Raw genomic sequence first — 25,554 nt, forward strand, 5'->3', positions numbered from 1 at the left:
ATCGATTTCGGCCCTAATCTAGGTGTTGCGGACGGCGCCAGCAAGACGACCTGGCCTTCGTCCCCGGAAAGCTTCCGCACAAACAAACGATCCATGAACATCCTGGCGCGCGATTGCCCGAAAATCACCGGGGATGGAATGGACACCGAAGTGGTTTAATTACAAAATCACGAAAGATTCTTGCGTGAAGCGCCGAAGGTATCCATGCCGCTCAAAGCCGATCTCGATGCCATCGACTGGAAGATCCTGCGCGAGCTTCAGCACGACGGGCGCATGACCAATGTCGAGCTGTCCGGCCGCGTTGGCATTTCGGCGCCGCCATGCCTGCGTCGCGTCAGGCGGCTGGAAGAGACCGGCATCATTCGCGGCTATCGCGCCTTGCTCAATGCGCCGGCGCTCGGCCTGGATGTCGTCGCCTTTTGCCTCATCGGCCTGCATCACCAGGCCGACGCGGAACTGAAAACTTTCGCCGAACGCACCCGCGGCTGGCCGATCGTTCGCGACGCCTGGATGGTGTCGGGCGAATCCGACTTTTTGCTGCATTGCGTGGCGAGCGACCTCGGCGCCTTTCAGACCTTCGTCATCGAGGAACTGGCCTCGGCGCCGAATGTCGACACGGTGCGGACGGCACTGACCATCCGTCGCGTCAAGGACGAGGGCCTGGTGGCTTTCAGCGAAATGAGACCCTAATCCCGGCCGAGCTCGGCGATTGCGTCGCAGAGTTTGCTGTGATCGTTATCGGTCGTAAGGTTGCGCGTCCTGAACATACCTTCGGCGGAAGTCCGATTGGAGCTGCCGTTCACCAGCCAACCCTCGCATAGCCCGGCTCGCCGCCCGGCTTCCATGTCATCGGCCTTGTCGCCGACGATGATTGATCGGCTGATATCCACGCCCAGCAGATCGCGGGCGCGCAGAAGCATACCCGGATTGGGCTTGCGCATCGGATGATCACCTGCTGCCAGTTCACCCGTCCCGCTCGAATGGTAGGCGCAGGCGAGCACCAGATCGATCCGGCAATTCTGTGCTTCGAGAAGTGTCAGCAGCCGAGCATTGACTGCGGCGAACTCCGGCCAGCCGAAATAGCCGCGGGCTATGCCTGACTGGTTGGAGACCACGATCGCAGGAACGCCTACGATGTTGGCCGTTCGGATCACCGGCAGCATCTCCGGCCGCAGCACGATGTCAGCAGGATCGCTGGGATAGCCGCTATCGACATTGATGGTGCCGTCGCGGTCGAGAAACAGCGCCGGCGTGCCAGCTGCAAAAACCGAGCTACCGATCCGCTCGACCCACAGGCCCGGCGCATCGAGCGGGTAATGATCAGACCTCACGACCGGGCCGATGTCAGCCATCACAGAGACGCGCTTCGACCATTTCGCACAGATGATGATAGAGGCACAGATGCCCCTGCTGGATGATCGGCGTCGAGGTCGAAGGCACGTTGAGCAGGATGTCGGAGAGCGGCTTGAGCTTGCCGCCGCTGTCGCCGGTCAGGCTGATTACCGTCATATCCATCATGCGCGCCTGTTCGGCGGCGGCGAGGATGCTGGCCGAGTTGCCGCTGGTCGAGATGGCGAGCAGCACAGCACCCGCGGCGCCATGCGCCTCGACCTGGCGTGAAAACACCGTGTCGAAGCCGTAATCATTGCCCCAGGCGGTCAGCACCGCCGCATTGGCCGGCAGCGCGATGACGTTGTAGGCCTTGCGCTCCTTCAGGAAGCGGCCGACCAGCTCGCCGGCGATGTGAATGGCGTCGCTGGCCGAGCCGCCATTGCCGCAGATCAGCAGCGCCTTGCCCTGCGAAAGCGCGGCGACGACGGCGGTAACCGCCCGCTCCATCTCGCTGGTGAGGTCGCGCTCGACCATCGCGGTGATCGCGGCCGCCGAGCGGACCAGATATTCGTTCAGTTCCGACATGAAAACCTCAGTTTGTGCTGCCGGCGCGCAACTTGCCGATGGTGCCGGTGGTGCTCTTGCCGGCGACGAGATCGACCAGCACGACGCGGCCGCCCGCCTTCTGCACGATTTCGGCGCCGACCACCTGATCGATCGTGTAGTCGGCGCCCTTGACCAGTATGTCGGGCTTCAGCGCCTCGATCAGCGCGAGCGGCGTGTCTTCCTCGAAGACGACGACGGCATCGACCGAGGCAAGCGCCGCCAGCACGCAGGCGCGATCATGCTCGTCGTTGACCGGGCGTCCAGGCCCTTTCAGCCTGCGCACCGAGGCATCGCTGTTGAGGCCGAGAACCAGCCGGTCGCACTGGCTGCGCGCCGCATGCAAAAGGCTGACATGGCCGGCATGAAGGATATCGAAGCAGCCATTGGTAAAACCGACGCTCAGGCCTTCATCCTTCCACGTCGCCACCAGCCGTGCGGCGCCAGCGGCATCGAGAATTGCATCCTTGTGGGCAATCGGGCCGTGCGAACGAAACAGCGCGCCGGTAAGCTCTTCGACCGTCAACCGCGCGGTGCCGCGCTTGCCCACCACCACGCCACCCGCCGCGTTAGCGATGGCCGCGGCAATGACGCGGTCGGCGCACGCAGCCAGAGCCATCGCAAACGTAGCAATGACAGTGTCGCCGGCCCCGGAAACGTCGAACACCTCCCGCGCCTGCGTGGAAATATGCCGGGCATCGTCCGCGTCGACGACGCTCATGCCTTTTTCGCTGCGCGTCGCGACGACGAAATCGAAACCATGTGCCGAGATCAGCTGACGCGCCGCTGCCACGATCTCGTCATCGGCAAACACCGCGCGTCCGACCGCCTCGCCAAGTTCCTTGCGATTGGGCGTGATCGCCGTCGCCCCGGAATAGCAAGCATAGTCGCGGCCCTTGGGATCGACCAGCACCGGCTTGTCCGCCTCGCGGCAGATCGAGATCAGCTCGCCGGCGACGCCGTCGAGCAACATTCCCTTGCCGTAGTCGGACAGAATGACGATGTCGGCTTGCGCCAGCCCGGCGCGGAAATGCCGGATCAGCGTCGCCCGCTCCGCGTCGCCCAGCGGCTTGATTTCCTCTTCGTCGAAGCGCAGCACCTGCTGGTTGAGCGCGCTGAAGCGGCTTTTCGACGAGGTCATCCGGTTGGCGTCCTGCGCGAGACCGCCAGTGTCGACGCCAAGCTCGGCGAGCATGCGCATGAGATTGTCGCCGGCCTGATCGGCGCCGATCACCGAAACCGGTATAGCGGCAGCGCCGAGCGAGACGATGTTGGCGACGACATTGCCGGCGCCGCCCATCGCCGACGTTTCGCCACGCCCGCGCAGCACCGGAATGGGCGCTTCAGGCGAAATCCGCTCGATGACGCCGTTGACGAAACGGTCGAGGATGAAGTCGCCGACCACCAGCACGGTGACGTTGCCGAACCGCGAGATGGCGCGGTGAAGCGGTTCGGGAGAAGGCAGATATTGCTCGCTCATGTTATCTTCGACGTGCAATGAGAGCCGGTCCCGATGCTGTGAAAACGCTGGACTGGCAGGGCTGATCGTTCATGGCGAAGCCGATATACCGCAATTCGGCTCAGCGCAACGGCAGGCTCCGAACGGACCACAGGCGACGCCGGTTGGCGGATCAACTTTTCTGCAAAGCCACATGAACACCCAATCCGACCAGCACCGCGCCGCCCGCACGCCTCATCAGGCGTTGCGCGTGGCTCGAGCGTCGCAGCCTGGTGATCAGCGCACCCGCCAGCACCACGCACATGACATCCGCCGAGGAGAACATCAGATTGACGATCGTCCCGAGGACGAGAAATTGCAGCCAGACGGGAAACGTCGCCGATGCGTCGATGAATTGCGGCAGGAACGCCATGAAGAAGATTGCAGTCTTTGGATTGAGGACCTCGACGGCGATACTCTCGAAAAAGGCGCGGCGGGCGGATTTCGGCTCGACACCTGAGATAACAGCATCGTCTTGCGCCCTGGCGCGAAACAGCGACACACCCAGCCAGATCAGATAGAGCGCGCCGGCCAGCTTGACCGCCACGTAGAGCGTCGGCACGGCGTGGAAAAGCACGGACAACCCGGCAGCGGCGGCGACGACGTGCACATAGCCGCCAAGATGGATACCCAACGCCGCCGTCAGGCCGGACCAGCGGCCGCGCGCCATGGTTTGCGCAGCAGCGTAAAGCATCGCCGGACCGGGGATGTAGGCAAAGATCGCCGTGGTGGCGAAAAAAGCGATAAGCAGTTCGGTCGACGGCATTGCCTTGCTCCTGTCGTGCTTCGCCGCTGAATCGCGGACTGAAGCGAAAGCTGTGCGGCGGCACTGAGGCATGCAGCCAACCGCCGGATTGCGACCTGCTTTATCGACAGTCCCGCAAGCCTCCCCTATAAGGGCCGGAATCGGCACAAGATACCAGAGGCTTTCATGATCATCGTCACGGGCGGCGCCGGCATGATCGGCTCAAACATAGTCGCCGCGCTCAATGCCGAAGGGATTAGCGACGTTCTCGTCGTCGACGACCTGACCGACGGCCACAAGATCGCCAATCTCGCCGACCTCCAGATCGCCGATTATCTCGACAAGGACGATTTCCTGCCGCGGATGGAGGCCGGGGACCTCGGCCGCATCGAGGCCGTCTTCCACCAGGGCGCCTGCTCGACCACCACCGAGTGGAACGGCAAGTTCATGATGGAGGTGAACTACGCCTATTCGAAGCGGCTGCTGCATGCCTGCCTGGCGCTGCGGCTGCCTTTCCTTTATGCCTCCTCGGCTTCCGTCTATGGCGGCGGCGCCGAGTTTCGCGAGGAGCCGGACTGCGAGCGCCCGCTCAATGTCTATGCCTATTCAAAGAAGCTGTTCGACGACTATGTCCGCCGCACCGTCTTCGATGCCGACCATTCGCCGGTGGCGGGCCTGCGCTACTTCAACGTCTATGGGCCACGCGAGGCGCACAAGGGCGCCATGGCCTCGGTCGCCTACCATCTGTTCAACCAGGTCGAGCAAGGCCACAACCCAAAGCTGTTCGGCGCCTATGACGGTTTTGGACCTGGCGAGCAGAGCCGCGACTTCATCCATGTCGGCGACGTTGTCGATATCAATCTATGGTTGTGGAAACGGGGCTCAAGCGGCATCTTCAACTGCGGCACCGGCCGAGCCCAGCCGTTCCGCGCTATTGCCGAAACGGTGATCGGCACGCTGGGCAAAGGCGAGATCGAGTTCATCGACTTCCCAGACCATCTCAAGGGCAGCTACCAGAGTTTTACGCAAGCTGATATGTCCCGGTTGCGCGCCGCCGGTTACAATGGTCAGTTTCGCACAGTGGAAACCGGCGTCAGAGACTATGTCGAATGGCTGAAAGCCCAACGATCCTCGTGATCGGCCCACGCTGGGTGGGCGACATGGTGATGGCGCAGTGCCTGTTCTCGGCGCTGAGAGAGCTTCACCCGGACGCCGCGATCGACGTGCTGGCGCCGGCATGGGCGGCGCCACTGGTCAGGCGCATGCCCGAAATACGCCAGCAGGTCGATCTGCCGCTGAAATCCGGCGCGCTGGAATTCCGCATGCGAAGGCGCTTTGGCCGCCTGCTGCGCGGCCACTACGACATCGCTTATGTCATGCCTGGAAGCTGGAAGTCGGCGCTGGTGCCGTTCTTTGCCCGCATTCCGCGCCGTGTCGGCTACCTCAAGGAAATGCGCTACGGGTTGCTGACCGATATCGTTGCCTTGCCCGACGTTGTGAAACGGCGCACGGCGCAGGCCTATTTCGGGCTCGCGCAAGGCGGCACGTTCCGTGCTCCCAAGCTTGCTGTCGACACAAAGAACCAGGCGGCATTGCTGGGTCGCTTCGGGCTGGAGGCAAAAAAATTCGTCGCGCTGATGCCCGGCGCCGAATTCGGCCCGGCCAAGCGCTGGCCGAGCGAACGCTATGCCGGCCTTGCCCGCGACATGATGGCGAAAGGTTTTGCGGTCGCGCTGTTCGGATCGAAGAACGACGCCGACGTAACGGCGGAAATCGCCACGCTTGCACCTGATGTTGTCGATCTCGCCGGCCAGACGCGGCTCGAGGACGCCATCGACCTGATCGCAGCGGCCAGGCTTGCGGTGTCGAACGACAGTGGGCTGATGCATGTTGCCGCCGCGGTCGGCACGCCGATCGTAGCCGTCTACGGCTCGACCTCGCCGCACAATACGCCGCCGCTCGCCGAGCAGCGCGAACTGGTCTGGCTCGGCCTGTCCTGTTCGCCCTGCCACAGGAAAATCTGCCCGCTCGGCCATCTCAACTGCCTGAACACACTCGAGGTGGCACAGGTCGCGGCAGCGGCGGAACGGCTGCTGGAAATGCCGGCCGCCGCATGAGGGTGCTCATCGTCAAGACATCCTCGATGGGCGACGTCATCCACAGCTTTCCGGCCGTCGAGGATGCGCGCCGCAACCGGCCGGACGTGTCGTTCGACTGGTGTGTGGAAGAGGCTTTTGCCGGTATCGTGGCGCTGCATCCGGCGATCGCAACCGTCCACACCGTGGCAATCCGGCGCTGGCGCACAAGCCCGCTCGGCCGCGGCACATGGCGCGGGGCAGCGGGATTGCGCCGCGCCTTGCGGGATTGCCGCTACGATCTCGTCATCGACGCGCAAGGATTGCTGAAGTCGGCCGTGGTGGCGAAACAGGCCGCGGCGCCGATCGCCGGCTTCGACCGGTCGAGCGCTCGCGAACCTTCGGCGACCTTGTTCTACGACCGCCGCTATGCTGTGCCGCGCGATCTGCACGCCATCGAACGCACAAGGCGGCTATTCGGGCTGGCGCTGGGCTATGAACCGGATTTTTCCGGGCTCGAGTCTGGCATCGTGCCGCCCGCCGTCGCTTCGACTTTTGTCGGCGGAAAAACCGCCTTCCTTCTGCACGGCACCAGCCGCGAGGACAAGAAATGGCCGGTCGGCAACTGGATCGAGACTGCCCGACTTCTCGTGGAAAGAGGAATGACGCCGGTCACCACCTGGTCGAACGACAGGGAAAAGGCGGTTGCCGAGGCGATCGCCCAAGCCGTTCCACAGACCGTGCTGGTGCCGAAATCATCGCTTGCCGAGATTGCCGCGATCATCGGCCGGTCGGTGCTGGTCATCGGCGCCGATACCGGCCTTACCCACCTCGCGAGTGCCTTCGGCCTGCCGACCGTCGCCGTGTTTGTGGCGACAGAACCCGGGCTGACCGGCCCGCGCGGGCCGTTCTCGTCAACGCTGCTGGCCGCGCCCGGCAGCAGTGTCGCGCCGATAGAGGTGGTAGCGGAGGCAGAGAAGCTGCTTGGGCGCCAAACGCTTAGTCAGGCCGGCGCCGGCGAGAATTGATTTGTTCAATCAATTCAATCGGAAAGGTCGGCGCTGCCCCTCATCTGGCTGCCGCCATCTTCTCCCCGTACAGTGACGGGGAGAAGGACGTCACCGATGGTTTCGCCAATTGTCAGCGTTGCAAGTAGGCGCCGAGTTCGCATCCAGCCCCTTCTCCCCGTCACTATACGGGGAGAAGGTGCCGGCAGGCGGATGAGGGGCGGCGCCATTCCTGGTTTGGAATAGCGACGTTCAGCACCTCCCCCTCAGATGAACTGCACTTGGACGATCTCATAGCCCCGCGCACCGCCTGGCGCGTTGACCTCGATGGCATCCCCGACTTCCTTGCCGATCAGCGCCCGTGCGATCGGCGAGGAGATCGAGATGCGGCCGGACTTCACGTCCGCCTCCTGGTCGCCGACGATCTGATAGGTCTTCTTCTCTTCCGTGTCCTCGTCGACCAGCACCACGGTCGCGCCGAACTTGACCTTTTCGCCGCTGAGCTTGGTGACGTCGATCACCTCGGCCCGGGCGATGAAGTCCTCGAGTTCGTTGACGCGACCCTCATTGAGGCTCTGCGCCTCTTTCGCCGCGTGGTATTCCGCGTTTTCGGAGAGATCGCCGTGCGAGCGCGCTTCGGAGATTGCTTCGATGATGCGCGGCCGCTCTTCCTGCTGGCGCCAGCGCAGTTCTTCCTTCAATGACGCGAACCCCTCGCCTGTCATCGGGACCTTGTTCATGATGCCTGACCTTTCCTGCCGCCGCCCCCGCATTCCGGGAGCGACCTTGTCGATGGGTACAAAAAGAAAACGGTCCGGCAGCCTCGGGCTAACGGAACCGTGTCACCGCAATTTCCCCCAATATAGCAATCTTCGCGGGTTTTTCACGCCAAAAAAATCGGTTTTGAAAAATTCACCCGCCATTCGTGGAAATGCCGTCACGGCTCGCCCGGCCGGCCGGCCGAGCGGAAATAAAAACCGGCTGCGATTGCTCACAGCCGGTGTGGTCCGGGCTTCGAATCAGCTCTTCATGAAACGGTCTATCTGCTCGGCCAGCATGCCGTATTCACGAGATCCCTTGCCGGTGCGTTTCTCGATCTCGCGGAGCTGTTCCCGGGCGCCGGCGAGATCGCCGATCTGCAGATGCGCCTCGCCGAGATATTCACGTACCAGCGTGTAATCAGGATCGATGCGCAGCGCTTCCTCATAATAGCCGAGACCGACGGCGACGCGTCCGGAATGGCGGTGCGAGTAGCCGAGGTAGTTGAGGATGCGAGGGTCTTTCTTGTCTGCAGCCAGGCTGAGCACGGCGATCGCCTCGTCATAACGTCCGGCCATCGCCAGCGCGCGGCCGGCTTCATAGATGTTGTCGTCGTCCAGCATACCTTGCTTGGGTGCAACGCACTTCTTCAGCTTCTTGTCCCAGACCATGCCTTTCTTGCACTGTGTCGTCTGGCCGCCACTGCCGCCGCCACCGCCTTCACCGGCCGAAAACACCGGAACAGCAAACAGCGGCAGGGCGGCAACCGCCAGAACCTGGATCAGCAATCGTCTGCGCATCGAATCCTCCTTGAAGCATGACAATGCAGGACTAACGCCGGGCAAAAGCCGTTTCATCCCGGAAAAAAGTCATGGCTACTGAACGCTTTTTGAACGATCAGCGCCAGTCGGAAAACAGAAGCGCCGAACAAAACGTGACGAGCGCTGCAAATTCGCTATCATCCGGCGAACGCCAACGGAGTATGCGGAGACGGCCAGTGCAGCGGCGCCTTGAAAAAGAATGGGAGCTTTCGATCGGTCCTGACACGGTGCGCCTGTTCATCCTCAAGGCGAAGGCGTTGAGCGCCGCCGTCAACGATGATTATGCCGATGGCGCCGAGCACGAGGTAGAACTCGATAGCGAGGCGCATGACAACCATCATCATGACGGTCTCGTCGAGGAACGTTCCGAAGACCTCACCGAAGAAGAACTGCGCGAACTGATCAACGACCTCAATGTCGACGAGGCGGCCGAACTCGTAGCACTGGCCTGGGTCGGCCGCGGCGACTATGACGCTTCGGAATGGGCGGACGCGCTGACGGCCGCACGCGAGCGCGCCAACAAGCGCACGGCGAAATATCTGCTCGGCATGCCGCTGCTGGCCGACTGGCTGGAGGAAGGGTTGGAAGCGATCGGTGCGTAACGCCGCGGTTACCGTTCGTGATCGGCCAAAAGCCTCGTCCAGGGCAACTTCCGCGTTCGCCCGCCGTTAACGGCGAATGGCGGTGCTGACCCCTCCCACAGTGATGAGATTGGCCACATCGATCAGATTGGCCGGATTGAGCAGATTGGCGCTGCCTTTGGCGGCGGCGATGCTGTCGGCAGGAGCGGCCCTGGCCCAAGCTCCGGAATTGCCTGAAACCATGCCTGCCCCGGAACTCAATCAGCCGCAATCAGTGCAAGAAGCCGCACCTGCCGACGTGCCGATCCCCGAGCCGCGCCCTGCGAATACGCCAGAGCCCGATCCACCAGCGACCGACAAACTGAACCGGCAGACGTCCGATCAGCATAAGGAAGCCCAGCCGGAGCCGCCGGCAATCGCTCCGACGCCGAGCGAAAAGCCCGCCGAGGCGGAACCACCGGCCGCCGCGCCAAGACCACCGGAGAAGCCGGAGCAAGCGCAGCAGAAAGAAATCCCTCCCGACCCGCGCTCGGCCGCTGTGCCGCAGGAAAAAATGCCGGAGGAGGAACTGGCGTGCCGCAGGCGGCTGATGTCGATGGGCGTCGACTTCGAGGAACGCAAGGCCGAGCACGATGCGGCGATCGGCTGCTCGATCCCCTATCCGATCGTGCTGAAGACACTGGGCAAGTCATTGGATATCAACCCCGAAACCGAGCTGAACTGCCAGATGGCCGAGGCCGCCGCGCGCTTCGCTACCGATATCATCCAGCCGGCGGCCAAGGCCGAGCTCGGCGCCGAACTCAAGTCGGTCGGCCAGGCATCCGCCTTCGTCTGCCGACACCGCAATGGCGGCGGGAAATTGTCGGAGCACGCCTTCGGCAACGCGCTCGACATCGCCAGCTTCACGCTTTCGGACGGCAGGAGGATCGACATTGGCCCGGTGCCGCCGGAAAAGGATGCGAAATTCCTGAACGCAATACGCAAGGCAGCCTGCGGGCCGTTCAAGACGGTGCTTGGCCCGGGCAGCGATGCCGATCATTCGCTGCATCTCCATCTCGATCTCGCACCGCGCCGCAACGGCGGCACCTTCTGCCAGTGACTGACCCGGACCGACACGCGCGCCGCAATTCGGCCGCAGCCGTAAACGCAGCCGCTGATTTTTCCTTTACTCTTGGCGGTTAAGCTCCGTCTCGTCTGATCATGACCCCGAAAAGCGGGATCCGGTTCGCAGAAAGATCATGATCAAACGATGAAATAGAGCCTGATCGGCTCGGGGACTGGGAACCTGCCAATGGCCGGGATATTTCGCGCTGCGTCTGTCGCCGTGCGGCAAATGAGACGCGCGCGCATGATCGCCGGCGGGCTTGCCATCGCAGCGATCTCGGCCTGCACCACCGGCAGCGTGCTTTCGCTGGAACCGGCCGTCGATGTCGGCAGCCAGACATCAGCCGTTCCGAACTACGCTGGGATGCAACGCCTCGTGCCGTCCAACCCCTACATGACCGCCGCCTATCCGCGCATGGACGAGCCGATGGCGCCGACCGAACAGATGCCGGCCAGCGAGGCCGACTGCCGCCAGGAGTTGAAACGCCTGGGCGTCGTCTACACCGACCTTGCGCCGATCCGCGAAGGCCAGTGCGGCATCGACTATCCGGTCAAGATTTCGGCCATCGGCAGCATCCGGATGCAGCCTGCCGCGACGCTGACCTGCGACATGGCCGCCACCTTCGCCGGCTGGGCCAGGAATGAACTGGTCCCGTCCGCCCGCTGGCGTTATTTCTCCGGCGTCAAGACCATTCGCCAGGGCTCGAGCTATTCCTGCCGCAGGATCGCCGGCGAAGGCACGCTGTCGGAGCACGGCAAGGGCAACGCGCTGGACGTCATGAGCATCGAACTCGGCAATGGCAAGGATATCGACGTGCGCAAGCCCGGCCTGTTCGCCTTCCGCACCCGCGGCTTCCTCAACACTGTGCGCGCCGACGGCTGCCAGTATTTCACCACCGTGCTCGGCCCAGGCTACAACTACGACCACCGCAACCATTTCCATTTCGACATCAAGAACCGCAAGAACGGCTACCGCGCCTGCCGCTAATAGAAACGCTCCGTAGCGATCCTTCGCTGTCCGCCGACATCAAAGGTTCTGCACTGCAGCAACGCTCTTCGCAATGTCGCTTCGCTCCTGCTCCGCCCGAGGATGACGAAGGCGTGGTAAGCTCTGGCCAGGTAGACTGGGCGTTTAGCTTTCGCATGAGCCGACGAAGCCTTCGACGACGCGCAACGATCTGGCTGGTGGCGTTCTGTGCCGGCTATCTCGTGCTCGCCTATTTGGCCGCGCCGGAATTCTGGACCCTGCGGGACCGCAATTTCCGTACGCAGCGCTTCGAGATGGTGACGCACACGCCGCAAGGCATTGCGGGCGATCCGATCAATGTCGGCCTCGTCGGCACCAAAAAAGAGCTGGTCCACGCCTTCGCCGTCGCCGGATGGGACACGGCCGACACCCTCACGCTGAAGACCGCGGTCGAGATCGGCGAAAGCGTGCTGTTCGATCGGCCCTATCCCGACGCGCCGGTCAGCCGGCTGCTGTTCGAAGGCCGTGCACAGGATCTGGCCTTCGAGAAGCCGGTCGGCGACAGTGCCGACCGGCGTCATCACGTCCGCTTCTGGCGGGCCGATGCGACCGGAGACGATGGCCGGCCGCTCTGGCTGGGTGCGGCAAGCTTCGATCGCGGCGTCGGCCTCAGCCACGACACCGGCCAGATCACCCACCATATCGGTCCCGACATCGACGCCGAGCGCGACTTCCTGATCCGCGACCTGTCTGCCGCAGGCATGCTGATCTCGACCAGCGAGATATCAGGCATCGGTGCGACAAAGACCGGGCGCAATGGCGGCGGCGATCCCTATTTCACCGATGGCAAGGCGGTAATGGGCGTGCTGCGGCAACTGCCGTAGGCGCAAGACGAACGGCCGGCCTTCCGGCGCATCGACGCCCCTGATCGAGCATTTTTCGTCGCCGCCATGGGATGCCGCATGAGATGGTTGCGGCCGCCGACATAAAAAATGACGGCCGTCTATTTTCGAAGACCGCGCCGCAATGCTATTGACCCCGCATGCTTTACGCTGAAATCGCTATCGTGGTCGTCCTCATCTGCGTGAACGGCCTTTTGGCAATGTCCGAGCTTGCCATCGTCTCGTCACGGCCTGCCCGCCTCAAGGCGATGATCGACCGTAACGTCACCGGCGCCGGACGCGCCTTGGCCCTCGGCTCCAATCCAGGCAAATTCCTGTCGTCGGTGCAGATCGGCATCACCCTGGTCGGTGTTTTGTCCGGCGCCTTTTCCGGCGCCACGCTTGGCGAGCGGCTGTCCGTGTTCCTGGCATCGACCGGCATCCGCGAAAGCCTTGCCGACCCGATCGGCGTCGGCATCGTCGTCGCCCTCATCACCTATTTCTCGCTGATCATCGGCGAACTGGTGCCCAAGCAGATCGCGCTGCGCGATCCCGAACGCGTCGCCGCCAGGGTTGCTCCGGCGATGACCATCGTCGCCACCGTCTCGGCGCCGTTGGTCGTCCTGCTCGACATTTCCGGCCGCGCCATGCTGTGGCTGCTTGGCCAACGCGGTGAAAGCGAGGAGAAGGTCACCGACGAGGAGATCAAGATGCTGGTCGCCGAGGCCGAGCATCACGGCACCATCGAATCCGACGAGCGGCGCATGATCGCAGGCGTCATGCGGCTCGGCGACCGCGCCGTCCGCGCGGTGATGACGCCGCGCACCGAGGTCGACTGGATCAACCTGCAGTCCGACGACGCGGCGATCCGCAAGCTCTTGATGGAGACCCAGCATTCGCGCCTGCCAGCCGGCGATGGCAGCGTCGATGCCATGATCGGCGTCGTCCAGACCCGCGACGTGCTGGCCGCGATGCTCGGCGGTCGCGCGCTCGACCCGCGCCGGCACGTGCGCACCGCTCCCATCGTCCATGACCAGGCCGACGCGCTGGATGTCCTTTCGACGCTCAAGGAATCCAACGTGCCGATGGCGCTGGTCCATGACGAATACGGCCATTTCGAAGGCATCGTCACCCCGGCTGACATACTGGAAGCCATCACCGGCGTCTTCCGGGCGGACCTCGACGCCGGCGACGAGGAAAACGCCGTCAGGCGCGAGGACGGCTCATGGCTGCTCGCCGGCTACATGCAGGCCGACGAGATGGCGGACGTTCTCGGCATCGATCTGCCCGAGAACCGCGACTACGAGACCGTCGCCGGTTACGTGCTGGCGCATCTGCACCATCTGCCGACGACCGGCGAATGCGTCGATGCGCAGGGCTGGCGCTTCGAAGTCGTCGATCTCGACGGCCGCCGCATCGACAAGCTCATCGCCACGCGCCTGCCCGGCGGCCATCGCGAAATCGCGCGGTAGCAGTCAACACAATGTGCCGCGCCGTTGTCGAGGTCCACTTTGACCCTGGGACCCTGAGCGGCCGTCCCGAGACGGAATGGCATCTTGGGAGCGGACGTCACCGAAACGGGACAAAAACCCGCTGCGGCCGCTGAACCGCGAAGGTTTGGATGCCTGATGAGCGACGGCGCAGCCTCAGTTCCAAGTGTGGAGGCAGGCCCTCCAAGATCCATCGCCTTGGCGTCTGAAGATCGTGACGATAGTTCCCTCATAGCGCTGCGTTTCACCGCCTTCGCCCAAAGCGTTAGCCGACCATTTCCCTGTTGCATAGGCAATGTCGCCGACAGCCAGCGCATCGATCATCTCGATGCGATGATCCTTGACTCCAGCTGAGATCAATCCATTCCAGAACTCTTTGATTGCGCTCGTTCCCCTGACGACTGCGTGAGTGGATGGCAACACGACCGCGTCCTGTGTATATAGTGCAGCTACTGCGTCAGCATTGCCGCTGTTGAAGGCCGAATTCCAGCCATCATTTGCTCGCTGAATTTCGTCGCTGATATTCTCAGTTGATTGTGTCATGGCGTCCACCTTGTTTATCGCCTTCCCAATCAATTCGCGGCCCGAAGGCCTTCATTCGTTGTTGCGAGCGTCTGTGCTGCTTGCAGGTCAGGCAACGTCAGGCCCTCAGTAAACCCGGAATAAATCAGTGCGAGCCGCTCGCGCGCGCCAGGCGCGGGACAGTCGGCTCGCACGAGGCTCAGTGCAGCACGCAGTTCCCAGAAACGAGCTCCCTGAGCCCGGGCCGTCGCCAGTGCGTCCAAGAGGCGGTCCCTCGAATCTCCGGTTTTGTCCTCCCCAAGTTGCAGCAGTACCTCCCCCTGCAGACGCAGTATCTCGGCCGCAAACCAACGCTCTTTAGTGCGCTCAATCCCTGCTTGCGCTGCTTCGAGCAGAAGGAGTGCAGCATCGTGATCGCCGCTCTGACCTCGATTTGCGCCTGAAGGGCGATGAAATAAGGAACCATGAATTCTGCGCCAGTCGCGCGCCACTCAGTGAGACCTCGTTGGAGTTCCAGGCGGCCACGATCGAAATCGCCCGCATCGGCGATCGCCCAGGCGCTCAAGATTGTGGCGCCGGCGAGCCACAAGCGGAATCCGGCTTCGCTGGCGATGCGGGTCAATTCTGAACACTGTTCCTGGACGCCCTCGTGATCGCCAATGATCTGGCGGATAACCCCGCCGAAGAATAGCGGCAGCGCGAGGCTGTTGCGATGATCCACAGCATGCGCTTCAGCAACCGCTTCGTCGTTTGCCTGTAGAGCCTGATCGGGAAACCCGAGCGGCAGCAATGTGCGAGCGAGATAGACCAGGCACACGACCCGTGGATCGAAGGCGTAAACAAACGCCGGCGATCTGTGCGCTCGGGGGTCGTAAAGGGCAAGCGCCTCCTCCAGATGGATCCGGGCGCGGGTGAACTCGCCGGCAGGAAACGCACTGACGCCGGCTGCCCGATGAGCAAAAAAGGAGAGCCCGCTATCGTTGCCCGCTTCCGCCAATTCAAGCAGGCGATCCGCGACGCTACGTGCCTCAGTAAATTCGGCAGCATAGACGTGGTAAAGGGATAGGCCGTAAAGCACCGGAAAGAGCTGATGCGTCTCGCCCAACTCTTCACAGAGTTCGCGCGCCCGACCATAGGCCTCTGCTGTTGGAGGTGCGGCGAAGCCATGTGCCGCAACATGCGTGCTGCCAAGCGCCAGCTGAATTGAAAGTTCCCGGCGCGAACGCTCTTCGGACGGGGGTAGCGCCGAAAGCCCGCTCAGGGCGTTGTCGAATCGGGCGAGCGCCTCCGTCAGGACCGAGCGCGAAAGCGCTCGGCGCCCGGCCAGTTCATTGTACTCGACAGCCTTCTCCAAAAGGCCCGCCTGACCAAAGTGGTGAGCAAGCAATTCGGGTTCCGTGGCTACGATTTCGGGGAAGCGCTCCTCGAGAATTAAGGCGATCCGAGCATGCAGCTGCTGACGGCGGCTGTGCAGCAGACTGCTGTACGCCGCATCCTGCACAAGTGCATGTTTGAAGGCATAGCTCGCTTGACTGTCACTGCCACGGCGGAAAAAGGCCCGACGTGACTAACTGATTCGTTGCGCGCTCAAGTTCCAATTCAGGAAGGCCCGTGGCTGCGGCAAGCAGCTCGTGCGTGAACTCGCGCCCGATCACTGCTGCGACCTGCGCCACGTCCCTGATAGAATCCAAACGGTCGAGGCGGGCCATCAGCGAGTCGTGGAGCGTCGCTGGAACCGCCAGCGGAGGTAGCGGGCCAGCCAGAACCAGCTCTCCATCGCGCATTTGAAGCAGGCCTGATTCAAGGACGACCTTGGTCAGTTCTTCGACGAATAGCGGAACGCCCTCGGTCTTGGACAGAATCTGGTCCAGCACTGCGGCCGGCAACTGCTTGCCCCCTGTCATCGCCGCAATGATAGAGGCCGCCTGGGCGCGGCTGAGCCGATTGAGCGTCAAAAATGTCGCGTGCGGGAGACCACTCCAGCGGACTGCGCCTTCCGGTCGCGAAGTTGCAATCAGCAGTACAGGTAGTTGCTGAATCCGGCCTGCGATTTGGTCGAATAGCTCGGCCGAGGTCGGATCTAGAAAATGCGCGTCCTCAAGCAGCATCAGCACTGGTTGGCTGCGGGCAAGAGCCTCTAGTTGCTCGATCAGCAACTCGAACGTGCGCGTCTTCTGTTTTTGCGCCATAAGATCGACCTTGGGATAGCGCCCCTCAGTCGGGATGGACAGCAATGCGGCGATCAGCGGTATTGCCTCGTTTGGGTACTTGGTCGAACCGGCGAGAAGTTGCTCGAGACAGTCAAGCTGACGGTCGGGCGGGTCGGTCCGCCTTATGTCCCCGGCTCGGAGTAACTGATCCGTGACAGGATAAAGGGCGGTTTCTACGTGATAGGGGGAGCAGTAGTACCGCAGTCGCGTGTGTGCCTCGTCTTTCAAGTGCTCCCGCAGCTCTTGCAGAATACGGGACTTGCCAATGCCAGCCTCGCCGAACAGCTCGACTACTTGTCCTTCACCGGACGCCGCGAGCCGCCACCGGTCGAGCAGCAAGGCGATATCGTGTTCGCGCCCGGTAAGCGGCGCAGATTCGTCTGCATGAAGTGCTTCGAACCGACTCTCTGCGCGGCCCTCTCCAATCACTTTGAATGCGCTGACGGGCGTGTCGAACCCTGCTAGCTTCTGCGGCCGGATGCTGGTCACCTCGAACAGGTTTCCGATAAGTCGATAGGTAAGCTCAGAGATGACTACCGTTCCCGGCTCGGCGATGGCCTGGAGCCGCGCGGCAAGATTGGGAGTCTCTCCCACGACCGCGTTCTCCTGCGCTGACCCGATGCCAATGAGGTCACCTACGACCACCACCCCGGTCGCGATCCCGACCCGAACTGAGAGTTGCTGACCGCCCTTGACGGACAGACGGTTGACAGCGCTCACTACCGCAAGCGCCGCACGGACGGCGCGTTCGGCTTCGTCTTCGTGCGCCTGCGGCCAACCGAAATAGGCCAACGCACCGTCGCCCATGAGCTTCGCGACGTGCCCCTCGAAGCGAAGGACTTCGCCCGCCGTGGTATTCTGGAACTGCCTCAGGAGGTCGCGCATCTCCTCGGGGTCAAGCCGCGTAGCGAGCGCCGTAGAACCGACGAGATCCACAAACATGACCGTCAGTTGCCGCCGTTCCGCCTCCCGGGGGCGACCAGGTTCGCCGAACCGCTCAACCGAAGCCGACATCAGAATTGGTGAGGCAGAAGCCGGCTTGGCCGACACTACCTCCGGCTGGCCTTCCATCGCGGCAATCGCCTCAAGTATTCGCTTGCGGTGGCCAAGCGCGCCAACCCCAATTTCTTTCAGGTCTTCGGCGGTGAGGCGGGGCAGGATTTCGGCATCGATTGCGTTGTCGTCGAAAACCGGAACATATTGCTCCAGGCCCAAGCTCTTGAGCCAAACTGCAACGTTCATTTGGCCTCTCAGGGCCATCGACGCCTCCTTCGGCGGGGAACGAGTTTATCATAATGACATTGCGATAACACGCTCCTTCGTGCATCCACGACGCCGGCGCGACGTGCACGAGCCTCTCGCAGCGGTGCCCTCCGCCTTAGCGCTCCGCGCCGGGCTGGACCTTGGCATCTTCACCCGGCTCGATGGCAGCGGTGACTGCTGACAGCCGTGGGGCCGCGCTCAAAGTCGAGCCCAACCGTCTGTCGCGGCTCCTCTACGCGTTCGCCAGCATCGGTCTCCTCGAAGTTGGGCGCTGGCGACGGCACGGGGGCATCTGCGACCATAGCCGGGCGGTTTAGGGAGCCCAGGAATGCTGCCGCCGGATAAGGTCATGGCGGGTCGGGCCGCGAGCGTAGCACAGCGCGCTTCATATTGGCGCGAGCGGTGCTCAAGGTCGCCGCGTTCGCTCAATAAAGTAAGTCATCAACGCGGCTGCCGCCTCGGCGTGGGTTTCGAGCAGGAAGTGGCCGCCGTCGAAGATGTGCGCTTCCATGCGTGGCAGGTCTTTCATCCACGACAGTGTTTCGGCGATATCGAAGAACGGGTCGTGGCGGCCCCACAGCATGAGCGCCGGCGGTTGCCGCGTTTCGATATAGTCGGCGATGAGACTAAAGCGAGCGGCATGGTTGGCGTAGTCGGCGAGGAGCGCGCGTTGCGTTTCCATGCCGCCAGGCTGATTCATCACCCTCCAGTCCTCGATCCAAGGTTCGCCTTTGATCCGGGCGGCGACATCCTCCGGCAAGCCGCCCATGTATTGCTCGCGGGTGCCTTCCAAAGTCAAAAACGCGGTAGCCTGCCTTTCGTTCTCTTCCGTCGGGTTTGACCAGAACTCGAACGTGGCTTGCCATTGCGGTCCGAACCCTGTGCGGTGTGCGTTGGCGCTCTGAATGATGAGGCCGGAGACGAGGTCGGGGGATTGCATAGCGACCTGGAGACCTACAGGCGCGCCCCAATCGTGCAGGTAGATGAAGCGCCGATCGATCGCGAGATGAGTTAGGAGCTCTTGGATTGCGCCGCTGAACGCTTCGAACGAGGGCGCGACCAACGGCGCCGATTGGCCGTAGCCAGGCAAGTCGGGGGCGATGACGAAGGCGACGCGCGCAAGGCCGGGAATGATGCCCTGGAAAGTGCGCGACGAGCTCGGGAAGCCGTGCAGGAGCAGCAGCGCGGGATTGGACGCATCACCCGCGGTGATGAAGGAAAGCTCGGTCCCGCCGGACAGGCGCAGCCGCTGTTGCGTGGGGGATGTCATGCCTGCGCTCCTCACACTGGTCCACGATGGACGGGGCGCCGATCAGGGTGCATCTCCTGTGTTCGCTTGATGAACTCGATCATCAGGGAAAGTGCTGGTTCGGCGTGCGTCTCAAGCAGGAAATGCCCGCCGTCGAAAACATGCGCTTCCATACGCGGCAGATCCTGCATCCAGGACAGCGTTTCGGCGATCTCGAAATAGGGGTCGTGACGGCCCCACAGCATGAGCGCCGGCGGTTGCCATTTCTTCAAATAGGCGGCAATCGCATCGAAACGCGCGGCATGGCTTTTGTAGTCGCCGATAAGCGCGCGGTGGGTCTCCAAGCGGCCGGGAAGATTCATCACCCTCCAGTCCTCGACCCAGGGTTCGCCCCTGATCGTGGCGGCGACATCCTCTGGCAGGCCGCCGATATATTGCTCGCGCGTGAACTCAAAGGTCAGGTCGGGGGTCGCGGCCGCTTCGTTCTCTTTTGTCGGTTCTGACCAGAATTTTAGCACGGCGTCCCAAACCGGACCGAAGCCGGTTCGATGCGCGTTTGCGTTCTGGACGATGAGGCCCGATACCAGCTCGGGCGCTTGCGTGGCAATCTGCAGACCCACGGCGGCGCCCCAGTCATGAATGAGGATGAAGCGGCGCCCGATCGCGAGGTGGGTCAGCAATTCGGAAATCGCCTCGCTGATCGCGGCAAAGGAGGGTGTCGGCGGGACGTCGGACTGGCCATGGCCCGGGAGGTCGGGCGCGATCACATAGGCTCCGCGCGCCATACCTGGAATCACATCGCGGAATGCACGTGCGGAGCTGGGAAACCCATGCAGGAGGAGCAAAGCGGGGTTGGATGGATCGCCCGCAGTGACGTAGGCAAGCTCGGTTCCACCGGAGAGACGCATTTGGCGTGGGGCAGGCGGTCTCATGTCAGATTCCCTTTTTGCCGTCCGGAATTAGAGTTAAGTCCAAACCAGCAGCGCGAGTTCCGCATGTCGCCGACAGCCTTGGCCGGCGAGACGCGGGGTATTGCGGCCGAAAACGTTCCCTACAAGCGGCTGGAAACCCGTGATCCGTTTCGGCCGTCGCTACTCGGCCGAGGATCAGCGGCCGGCTGGTTCAACCGCTGCGACAACGCGCTCTATCGCCGTCGCAAGGGAGACCGTGCCACGCCGGTGCTCGCTGGTGTCCTGGCGCGTGAACAGGCCGTTGGCGATTCCCTCATACATACCGAGCAGCGCGTCTGCCACCTCGCCAGGCACGCCTGCCTCGGCAAGCAGCGCGGCACGCTCCGCCGGCGCAACAAGCACAGGCGTTACCGGCCGGCCGAGAACTTCCGCGAAGGCCGATGCGACGTCGCCGGCGCTCCAGTCTTCCGGTCCGCCCAGCTCCACGACCCGCTTTCCGGTCCATTCCTCGCACAGCACGGTCGCTGCCGCGCGCCCGACATCGATCGTGCTCACCATCGGGATTTTCTGCGAGGGCTCGATAAAGGTCGGCAGCATGCCTTGCGACGGGACCGGTTGCGCCACCTCGCTCCAGGTTTCGACAAAATACCCCGACCGCAGGAAAGCGGTGGCCGGCGTCACGCCGTCGAGCAGCGCCTCGAACCGGTTGAGGGTGGCGATGACGCCGGTGCCGGAGGCATGCTGCGCCCCGATGGACGACAGGACGACCGCCTTTGGCAGACCTGCACGCCGTGCCGCATCGGCAAGCGCGGCGCCGATTTCTTCTGTGCGCTGATAGGGATCACCGCTCACCGGCGGCGGGTTGAGCAGAAACGCCGCCCGCGCGCCCGTCAGCGCATCGGCCATGGCGCCGGCGTCCTCGAGGCTGGCGACCGCCACTTCGGCGCCGAGGGCCGTCCATTTTTTACCCTGCTGTGGGTGACGCAGCACGACACGCACGGCTTTGCCGCCTGCGATCAGGGCGCGCGCTACCTCGCCGCCGGCCCGTCCGTTTGCTCCAAGCACGACATACATCACTTCTTCTCCTTCAGCTCGCCTGATCTTCATCTCGCTTGACCTTCATCTCGCTTGACGGGGGAACAATAGGCGCAGGCCTTCCATGCGTCCAATGCATGGTGTATATAGTCACCATGCGTGAAGTGGATTTACGCCGGATCGACCTGAACCTGCTGGTGGCGCTCGAAGCGCTGCTGGACGAGAAGAACGTCACCCGTGCCGCAAGCAGGCTCGGCATGAGCCAGCCCGCCGCGAGCCGGGCGCTCGGCCGATTGCGCGCGCTGTTTTCGGACGCGCTGCTGGCCGACGGACCGGGCGGCTACGTCCTCAGCGCCCGTGCGGAAGAGGTGCGCCCGGTGCTGCGCAGCATCTTGGCGGGTGTAAGAGAGATGGTGGAGGCGAACACGTTCGATCCCGCCACGGCCACCGGCCGGATCCGGCTGCTGATGCCCGATCTCCAGGCCGCCGTGCTCGCGCCGCATCTGCTCGCCCGCCTTGGACGCGAGGCGCCGTCCCTCGATCTCGATATCGTCGCGCCGGGCACGGACGCGGTCGAAGCGCTGGAGCAGGGTATCGCGGATGCGATGGTGGCGCTGGTCGACGAAGCCCCGGCCGGCATCCGTCGGCGCGGTCTCTATGACGAGAAGCTCGTGACGCTGATGCGCGCAGAGCACCCAGCGCTCGCCCGAAAGCTGACGCTCGAGCGTTTCCTCGAGCTTGAGCATATCGTGGTGAGCGTCACCGGCGTCGGGCCTGCGCCTGTCGACGAGGTGCTTGCCCGCATCGGGCGAACGCGGCGGGTGAAGCTGCGCGTGCAAAACTTCTTCGCGGCGGTCGAGATCGCCGCTCGCTCCGACCTGATCATGACCCTGCCCTCGAGCCTGGCGCGAGCGGCCGCCAATATGAAGCGCTTCGTATCGTTGCCGCCGCCGCTCGATCTTGGCAGCTTCACGATGAGCCTTGTCTGGCACGCTCGCCAGCAGGACGCGCCCAGGCACATATGGTTGAGACGTGCCATTGTCGCGGCGGCGGCGGATATGTCGTCGGCGCTTGACGTTGGAAACTGAGGCCGCAAAGCGGCTCTCTGGAGCACAACGCCTCGAGCCTACCCGCGTTCAGTACAGAAACTGCAGGGCGAGCGATCAGCGCTTGTCCGCCGGCTGGCTGCTGGTCGTCGAAGGGATGCGGGCGATGACCTTGATCTCGAAATCGAACCCGGCAAGCCAGTTGACGCCTACCGCCGTCCAGTTCGGATAGGGAGGTCCACCGATCTCTTCCGCCCGCACAGTCAGCACCGTTTCGATTTGTTCGTCCGGGTTGGTGTGGAAGGTGGTGACGTCGACCACGTCGTCGAAGCTGCACCCGGCGGCGGCTAGGACCGCGCGCAGATTGGCGAAGGCCCGCCGAACCTGGTCCTCGAATACCGGCTCGGGCGAGCCGTCTTCACGGCTGCCGACCTGACCCGACACAAAGAGAAGATCGCCGGAGCGAATGGCCGCGGAATATCGATGAATATCGTATAACGCGTGGCGTTTGGCCGGATAGATGGCGTCACGTGCAGGCATTTCGTGTTCCTTTCTGTCTTGATAACGGCAGCGGTTCGGCAGCGAGCCGGAGCCGCCGAGTTGATCCAGGCAGGAGATAGGGCAATCCCATTGCGCGCATTAGCCGTTGAAATCGGCATGAGATGATGCAAAATCCCCATCAATGCCCCGCCCGTCGCTCAACGATCTCACCGCCTTCGTGGCCGTTGCCACGCACCGCAGCTTCCGCCGCGCAGCGGACGAGATCGGCACGGCACCTTCCACATTGAGCCATGCGATGCGTGCGCTCGAGGAACGCATGGGCGTGCGCCTTCTCAACCGGACCACACGCAGCGTCTCACCGACGGAAGCCGGGTTCCAGTTGCTCGATCGGCTTCAGCCGGCGCTCGCCTCGCTGGACGAGGCGCTCGACAGCGTCGCGGGGTTCCGGGGCAACGTCGCAGGCACGGTCCGCATCAACGCACCGCGATTGGTGGCCGGGCTTCTCGTTCGCTGGGTTCTTCCGCAGATGGCGGAGCGCCATCCGGACGTGACCGTGGACATCGTCGTCGAGGGGCGGCTCATCGATATCGTATCCAGCGGGTTCGATGCCGGCGTGCGCCTCCTCGGATCGATCCCCAAGGACATGATCGCCGTGCCGCTTGCACGCCGGTTGAGGTTCATCTGTGTCGCCTCGCCCGCCTATCTCGATCGCTTCGGCGGCCCGAAAATCCCCGAGGAATTGCAACGCCACCATAGCATCGGCCACCGTATGCCCAGCGGCAAGCTTTACCGATGGGAGTTCGAACGCGCCGGCCAGGAACTCGTGATCGAGGCAAACGGCCCCATCGTCCTCGACGACGAGGAACTGATGGTCGAAGCCGCAATAGAGGATCTGGGCATCGCCTATTGTGGCCGATTGGGCCGCCGAAGCGGCCTTGTCCGACGGCCGGCTGCGAAAGGTCCTGTCCGCGTGGATGCCCGCTGCGGAAGAAGTTGCGGTTTACTACCCCGGACATCGAGCCGTGCCGCCGGCACTGCGGGCTTTTCTCGATGTGGTGAAGGACCTGCGGAACAAAGAACTTTGACCAGAGCGACGAGCAGCCGCGCCGGTCGTTGGGCCAGGGGGATTCGGAGTGCTCGATTCGTTGCTATTGCGCCAACGAACCAGTGTTCTGCTTCTGACCGCAGTGCAGACGAATCCTGCATTGGTCCGATGACCAGTTTCGATCGGTCAGGCTGGAGCAGGCGGTGACGCAAGTGGGGCCGACAGCGGACTGGCAGCTTCAAGCTGCGGATCTTCGAGAGCTAGGTCGGCGTGGGCATCGTCGTGACCTGACCGATAGTGTTGAAAATTCCGCGACGAAGCTCTTGAAGCTGAAGTTGCTGAAGCTTTAGCGATTCTCGGAGCACCGAATGGGCATCCCCAAGAATGCCCGTCTGACGCGACATGGTCGAGAAAATCAAAACCGCCCATCAGCAGACTCGCCCTCGCCGAGGACAACCTTTTGAGGCTCCACATCTAGCTTGAGCCCGGCCGCCAGTGCAGGAGTTCCAAACCAGAGCCGTTCCGTCCTTACGCCGCCTGCACGTTTTTCGAGATCCGCGCCCACTCCGGAATCCAGTCGCGGTGCGCGGCGAGCAGGTCGTCGACCAGCGACCAGATCTGGTCGAGATCGAGCTCGGCGGCGGTATGCGGATCCATCATCGCCGCGTGATAAAGATGCTCGCGGTTTTCCGTCATCAAGGCCGCGACAGTCAGTTCCTGCACATTGACATTGGTACGGATGAGCGCCGTCAATTGCGGCGGCAAGGCGCCGATGAAGGTCGGCTGGATACCGGACGCATCGACCAGGCACGGCACTTCGGCCGCGCAATTTTCCGGCAGCGAGGTAATGCAGCCATTGTTGCGGACATTGCCGTAAATAACGGAGGGCTCGCCGGTCCAGACCGAGTTCATGATCGAGGAAGCATATTCATGGCTCTCCTCGATCTCGATGTTCTCGGCGCTCCGGTAGGCGGCCGCCTGCCCTTTCCAACGCTCGATCTGCTCGATGCAGCGCGTGGGATATTCATCGAGCGGAATGCCGAATTTCTCGATCAGATCGGGCCTGCCGTCCTTGATGAAATAGGGCGTGTATTCGGCGAAATGCTCCGAGCTTTCGGTGACGAAATAGCCGAGGCGGGTCAGCATCTCGTAGCGCACCTTGTTCGGGCAGCGCGGATTCCAGTGGCTGGGTTTCGGAAAACGCCCGTCGCGGTAGCCGCGCACGAGATCCGGATAAAGGTCGCGGTAGCTGCCATCGGCCTGCCGATGCTCGAATTTCAAGTAGAAGGCCATGTGGTTGATGCCGGCGGCGCGGTAACGGATTTCCTCGAGCGGGATTTCGAGATCGCGGGCGAGCTCGAAAGCCGTTCCCTGCACCGAATGGCAGAGACCGACCTGCTTGATGAGCGGATACTTTTCCGCAATCGCCCAAGTATTGATCGCCATCGGGTTGACGTATTGCAGGAGGATGGCGTCGGGGCAGATTGCCATCATGTCTTCGCAGATTTGCCAGAGATGCGGCACGGTGCGCAAACCCCGCATGATGCCGCCGACGCCGAGCGTATCGGCGATCGTCTGGCGCAGGCCGTATTTCTTCGGCACCTCGAAATCGGTGACCGTGCAGGGCTCGTAGCCGCCGATCTGGAAGGCAACGACCACGAAGTCCGCGCCTTCCAGGGCCTTGCGCTGGCTGGAATGCGTCTCGACGGTCGCCGCAGCGCCAAGCGTCTTGACCAGCTTTCCGGCGACGATCTCGCTTTCTTCGAGGCGCTGCGGATTGACGTCCATCAGCGCGATGGTAGCGCCCGAAAGAGACGGCCGCTGCAGCACATCGCCGATGACATTCTTCATGAAGACGGTGGAACCGGCCCCAATGAACGTGATTCTGGGTTGTCTCGTCATGAATTGC

General features: G+C 63.0%; 25 protein-coding genes and 1 pseudogene. 11 read left to right on the forward strand and 15 right to left on the reverse strand.

Annotation, left to right across the window (positions count from 1 at the left end; genetic code table 11):
- Positions 1-204 precede the first annotated feature (204 nt).
- Positions 205-690 carry an Lrp/AsnC family transcriptional regulator gene (locus NMG80_RS28670; RefSeq protein WP_254021217.1) on the forward strand — a complete coding sequence of 162 codons (486 nt, stop codon included), beginning with the start codon at positions 205-207 and terminating at the stop codon, positions 688-690.
- Here NMG80_RS28670 and NMG80_RS28675 read toward each other — a convergent pair.
- The 4 genes from NMG80_RS28675 to NMG80_RS28690 all read right to left on the reverse strand — a co-directional run bounded on the left by NMG80_RS28675 (position 687) and on the right by NMG80_RS28690 (position 4,199).
- Positions 687-1,352, reverse strand: a complete 666-nt coding sequence (locus tag NMG80_RS28675; RefSeq protein ID WP_301943398.1) for a D-glycero-alpha-D-manno-heptose-1,7-bisphosphate 7-phosphatase — start codon at positions 1,350-1,352, stop codon at positions 687-689. The two genes, NMG80_RS28670 and NMG80_RS28675, sit on opposite strands and share 4 nt — an antisense overlap.
- Positions 1,345-1,917, reverse strand: coding sequence for a D-sedoheptulose-7-phosphate isomerase (locus NMG80_RS28680; protein ID WP_254021218.1), 573 nt, complete (start codon positions 1,915-1,917; stop codon positions 1,345-1,347). The genes NMG80_RS28675 and NMG80_RS28680 overlap by 8 nt, the downstream gene beginning before the upstream one ends.
- 7 nt (positions 1,918-1,924) lie before the next feature.
- Positions 1,925-3,415: a D-glycero-beta-D-manno-heptose-7-phosphate kinase gene (gene rfaE1 / locus NMG80_RS28685; protein WP_254021219.1), complete on the reverse strand. Its 1,491-nt coding sequence runs from the start codon at positions 3,413-3,415 to the stop codon at positions 1,925-1,927.
- Between the two features lie 151 nt (positions 3,416-3,566).
- Positions 3,567-4,199 carry a LysE family translocator gene (locus NMG80_RS28690; RefSeq protein WP_254021220.1) on the reverse strand — a complete coding sequence of 211 codons (633 nt, stop codon included), beginning with the start codon at positions 4,197-4,199 and terminating at the stop codon, positions 3,567-3,569.
- A gap of 165 nt (positions 4,200-4,364) precedes the next feature.
- Here NMG80_RS28690 and rfaD point away from each other — a divergent pair, with 165 nt between their 5' ends.
- From rfaD to waaC, 3 genes are read left to right on the forward strand one after another with little or no spacing between them, the layout of a single operon-like run.
- On the forward strand, positions 4,365-5,315 hold the full coding sequence (gene rfaD / locus NMG80_RS28695; RefSeq protein ID WP_254021221.1) for an ADP-glyceromanno-heptose 6-epimerase: 951 nt from the start codon (positions 4,365-4,367) through the stop codon (positions 5,313-5,315).
- Complete coding sequence (waaF, locus tag NMG80_RS28700; RefSeq protein WP_254021222.1) at positions 5,288-6,295, forward strand: lipopolysaccharide heptosyltransferase II; 1,008 nt, start codon at positions 5,288-5,290, stop codon at positions 6,293-6,295. The genes rfaD and waaF overlap by 28 nt, the downstream gene beginning before the upstream one ends.
- Positions 6,292-7,281, forward strand: coding sequence for a lipopolysaccharide heptosyltransferase I (gene waaC, locus NMG80_RS28705; protein WP_254021223.1), 990 nt, complete (start codon positions 6,292-6,294; stop codon positions 7,279-7,281). The genes waaF and waaC overlap by 4 nt, the downstream gene beginning before the upstream one ends.
- Positions 7,282-7,526: 245 nt before the next feature.
- Here the strand turns inward: waaC and greA are convergent, their stop codons facing one another.
- Together greA and NMG80_RS28715 are read right to left on the reverse strand one after the other, a co-directional pair.
- On the reverse strand, positions 7,527-8,000 hold the full coding sequence (gene greA / locus NMG80_RS28710) for a transcription elongation factor GreA (protein WP_065012064.1): 474 nt from the start codon (positions 7,998-8,000) through the stop codon (positions 7,527-7,529).
- Positions 8,001-8,279: 279 nt separating this feature from the next.
- A complete protein-coding gene (locus tag NMG80_RS28715) occupies positions 8,280-8,819 on the reverse strand; it encodes a tetratricopeptide repeat protein (protein ID WP_254021224.1) in 540 nt (179 codons plus the stop codon).
- Between the two features lie 197 nt (positions 8,820-9,016).
- Here NMG80_RS28715 and NMG80_RS28720 point away from each other — a divergent pair, with 197 nt between their 5' ends.
- Positions 9,017-9,442, forward strand: coding sequence for a DUF3775 domain-containing protein (locus tag NMG80_RS28720; protein WP_254021225.1), 426 nt, complete (start codon positions 9,017-9,019; stop codon positions 9,440-9,442).
- Between the two features lie 66 nt (positions 9,443-9,508).
- On the opposite strand, the gene NMG80_RS28725 is transcribed toward NMG80_RS28720, so the two are convergent.
- Positions 9,509-9,664, reverse strand: a complete 156-nt coding sequence (locus NMG80_RS28725) for a hypothetical protein (protein ID WP_254021226.1) — start codon at positions 9,662-9,664, stop codon at positions 9,509-9,511.
- On the opposite strand from NMG80_RS28725, the gene NMG80_RS28730 reads away from it, so the two are divergent.
- From NMG80_RS28730 to NMG80_RS28745, 4 genes are all read left to right on the forward strand, one after another.
- Positions 9,663-10,520, forward strand: coding sequence for an extensin-like domain-containing protein (locus NMG80_RS28730; RefSeq protein ID WP_254021227.1), 858 nt, complete (start codon positions 9,663-9,665; stop codon positions 10,518-10,520). The two genes, NMG80_RS28725 and NMG80_RS28730, sit on opposite strands and share 2 nt — an antisense overlap.
- A 192-nt stretch (positions 10,521-10,712) precedes the next feature.
- On the forward strand, positions 10,713-11,513 hold the full coding sequence (locus NMG80_RS28735) for an extensin-like domain-containing protein (protein WP_254021228.1): 801 nt from the start codon (positions 10,713-10,715) through the stop codon (positions 11,511-11,513).
- Between the two features lie 155 nt (positions 11,514-11,668).
- Positions 11,669-12,376 (forward strand): LssY C-terminal domain-containing protein, encoded by a 708-nt coding sequence (locus tag NMG80_RS28740; RefSeq protein WP_254021229.1) that lies wholly within the window; start codon positions 11,669-11,671, stop codon positions 12,374-12,376.
- A gap of 158 nt (positions 12,377-12,534) precedes the next feature.
- Positions 12,535-13,845, forward strand: a complete 1,311-nt coding sequence (locus tag NMG80_RS28745; protein WP_254021230.1) for a hemolysin family protein — start codon at positions 12,535-12,537, stop codon at positions 13,843-13,845.
- Between the two features lie 174 nt (positions 13,846-14,019).
- On the opposite strand, the gene NMG80_RS28750 is transcribed toward NMG80_RS28745, so the two are convergent.
- From NMG80_RS28750 to NMG80_RS28775, 6 genes are all read right to left on the reverse strand, one after another.
- On the reverse strand, positions 14,020-14,406 hold the full coding sequence (locus NMG80_RS28750) for a YybH family protein (protein WP_254021302.1): 387 nt from the start codon (positions 14,404-14,406) through the stop codon (positions 14,020-14,022).
- A 178-nt stretch (positions 14,407-14,584) separates the two neighbouring features.
- Complete coding sequence (locus NMG80_RS28755; RefSeq protein ID WP_254021231.1) at positions 14,585-15,886, reverse strand: ATP-binding protein; 1,302 nt, start codon at positions 15,884-15,886, stop codon at positions 14,585-14,587.
- 34 nt (positions 15,887-15,920) lie between these two features.
- Positions 15,921-17,837 carry an adenylate/guanylate cyclase domain-containing protein gene (locus NMG80_RS28760; RefSeq protein ID WP_254021232.1) on the reverse strand — a complete coding sequence of 639 codons (1,917 nt, stop codon included), beginning with the start codon at positions 17,835-17,837 and terminating at the stop codon, positions 15,921-15,923.
- A gap of 427 nt (positions 17,838-18,264) precedes the next feature.
- Positions 18,265-19,143: an alpha/beta fold hydrolase gene (locus NMG80_RS28765; protein WP_254021233.1), complete on the reverse strand. Its 879-nt coding sequence runs from the start codon at positions 19,141-19,143 to the stop codon at positions 18,265-18,267.
- Entirely contained in the window at positions 19,140-20,039 is a 900-nt protein-coding gene (locus NMG80_RS28770) for an alpha/beta fold hydrolase (protein ID WP_254021234.1), read from the reverse strand. The genes NMG80_RS28765 and NMG80_RS28770 overlap by 4 nt, the downstream gene beginning before the upstream one ends.
- A gap of 174 nt (positions 20,040-20,213) precedes the next feature.
- Positions 20,214-21,092, reverse strand: coding sequence for an NmrA family NAD(P)-binding protein (locus tag NMG80_RS28775; protein ID WP_254021235.1), 879 nt, complete (start codon positions 21,090-21,092; stop codon positions 20,214-20,216).
- A 116-nt stretch (positions 21,093-21,208) separates the two neighbouring features.
- On the opposite strand from NMG80_RS28775, the gene NMG80_RS28780 reads away from it, so the two are divergent.
- Positions 21,209-22,141: a LysR family transcriptional regulator gene (locus NMG80_RS28780; RefSeq protein ID WP_254021236.1), complete on the forward strand. Its 933-nt coding sequence runs from the start codon at positions 21,209-21,211 to the stop codon at positions 22,139-22,141.
- A gap of 75 nt (positions 22,142-22,216) precedes the next feature.
- Here NMG80_RS28780 and NMG80_RS28785 read toward each other — a convergent pair whose 3' ends face one another.
- Positions 22,217-22,639 (reverse strand): RidA family protein, encoded by a 423-nt coding sequence (locus NMG80_RS28785; protein WP_254021237.1) that lies wholly within the window; start codon positions 22,637-22,639, stop codon positions 22,217-22,219.
- Between the two features lie 142 nt (positions 22,640-22,781).
- Here NMG80_RS28785 and NMG80_RS28790 point away from each other — a divergent pair.
- Positions 22,782-23,685: pseudogene (locus NMG80_RS28790) on the forward strand (LysR family transcriptional regulator).
- Positions 23,686-24,173: 488 nt separating this feature from the next.
- On the opposite strand, the gene NMG80_RS28795 reads toward NMG80_RS28790, so the two are convergent.
- Positions 24,174-25,547, reverse strand: a complete 1,374-nt coding sequence (locus NMG80_RS28795; RefSeq protein ID WP_254021238.1) for an alpha-glucosidase/alpha-galactosidase — start codon at positions 25,545-25,547, stop codon at positions 24,174-24,176.
- Positions 25,548-25,554: the final 7 nt, after the last annotated feature.

This window comes from Mesorhizobium escarrei, assembly GCF_935825525.1.
GTDB lineage: Bacteria > Pseudomonadota > Alphaproteobacteria > Rhizobiales > Rhizobiaceae > Mesorhizobium > Mesorhizobium escarrei.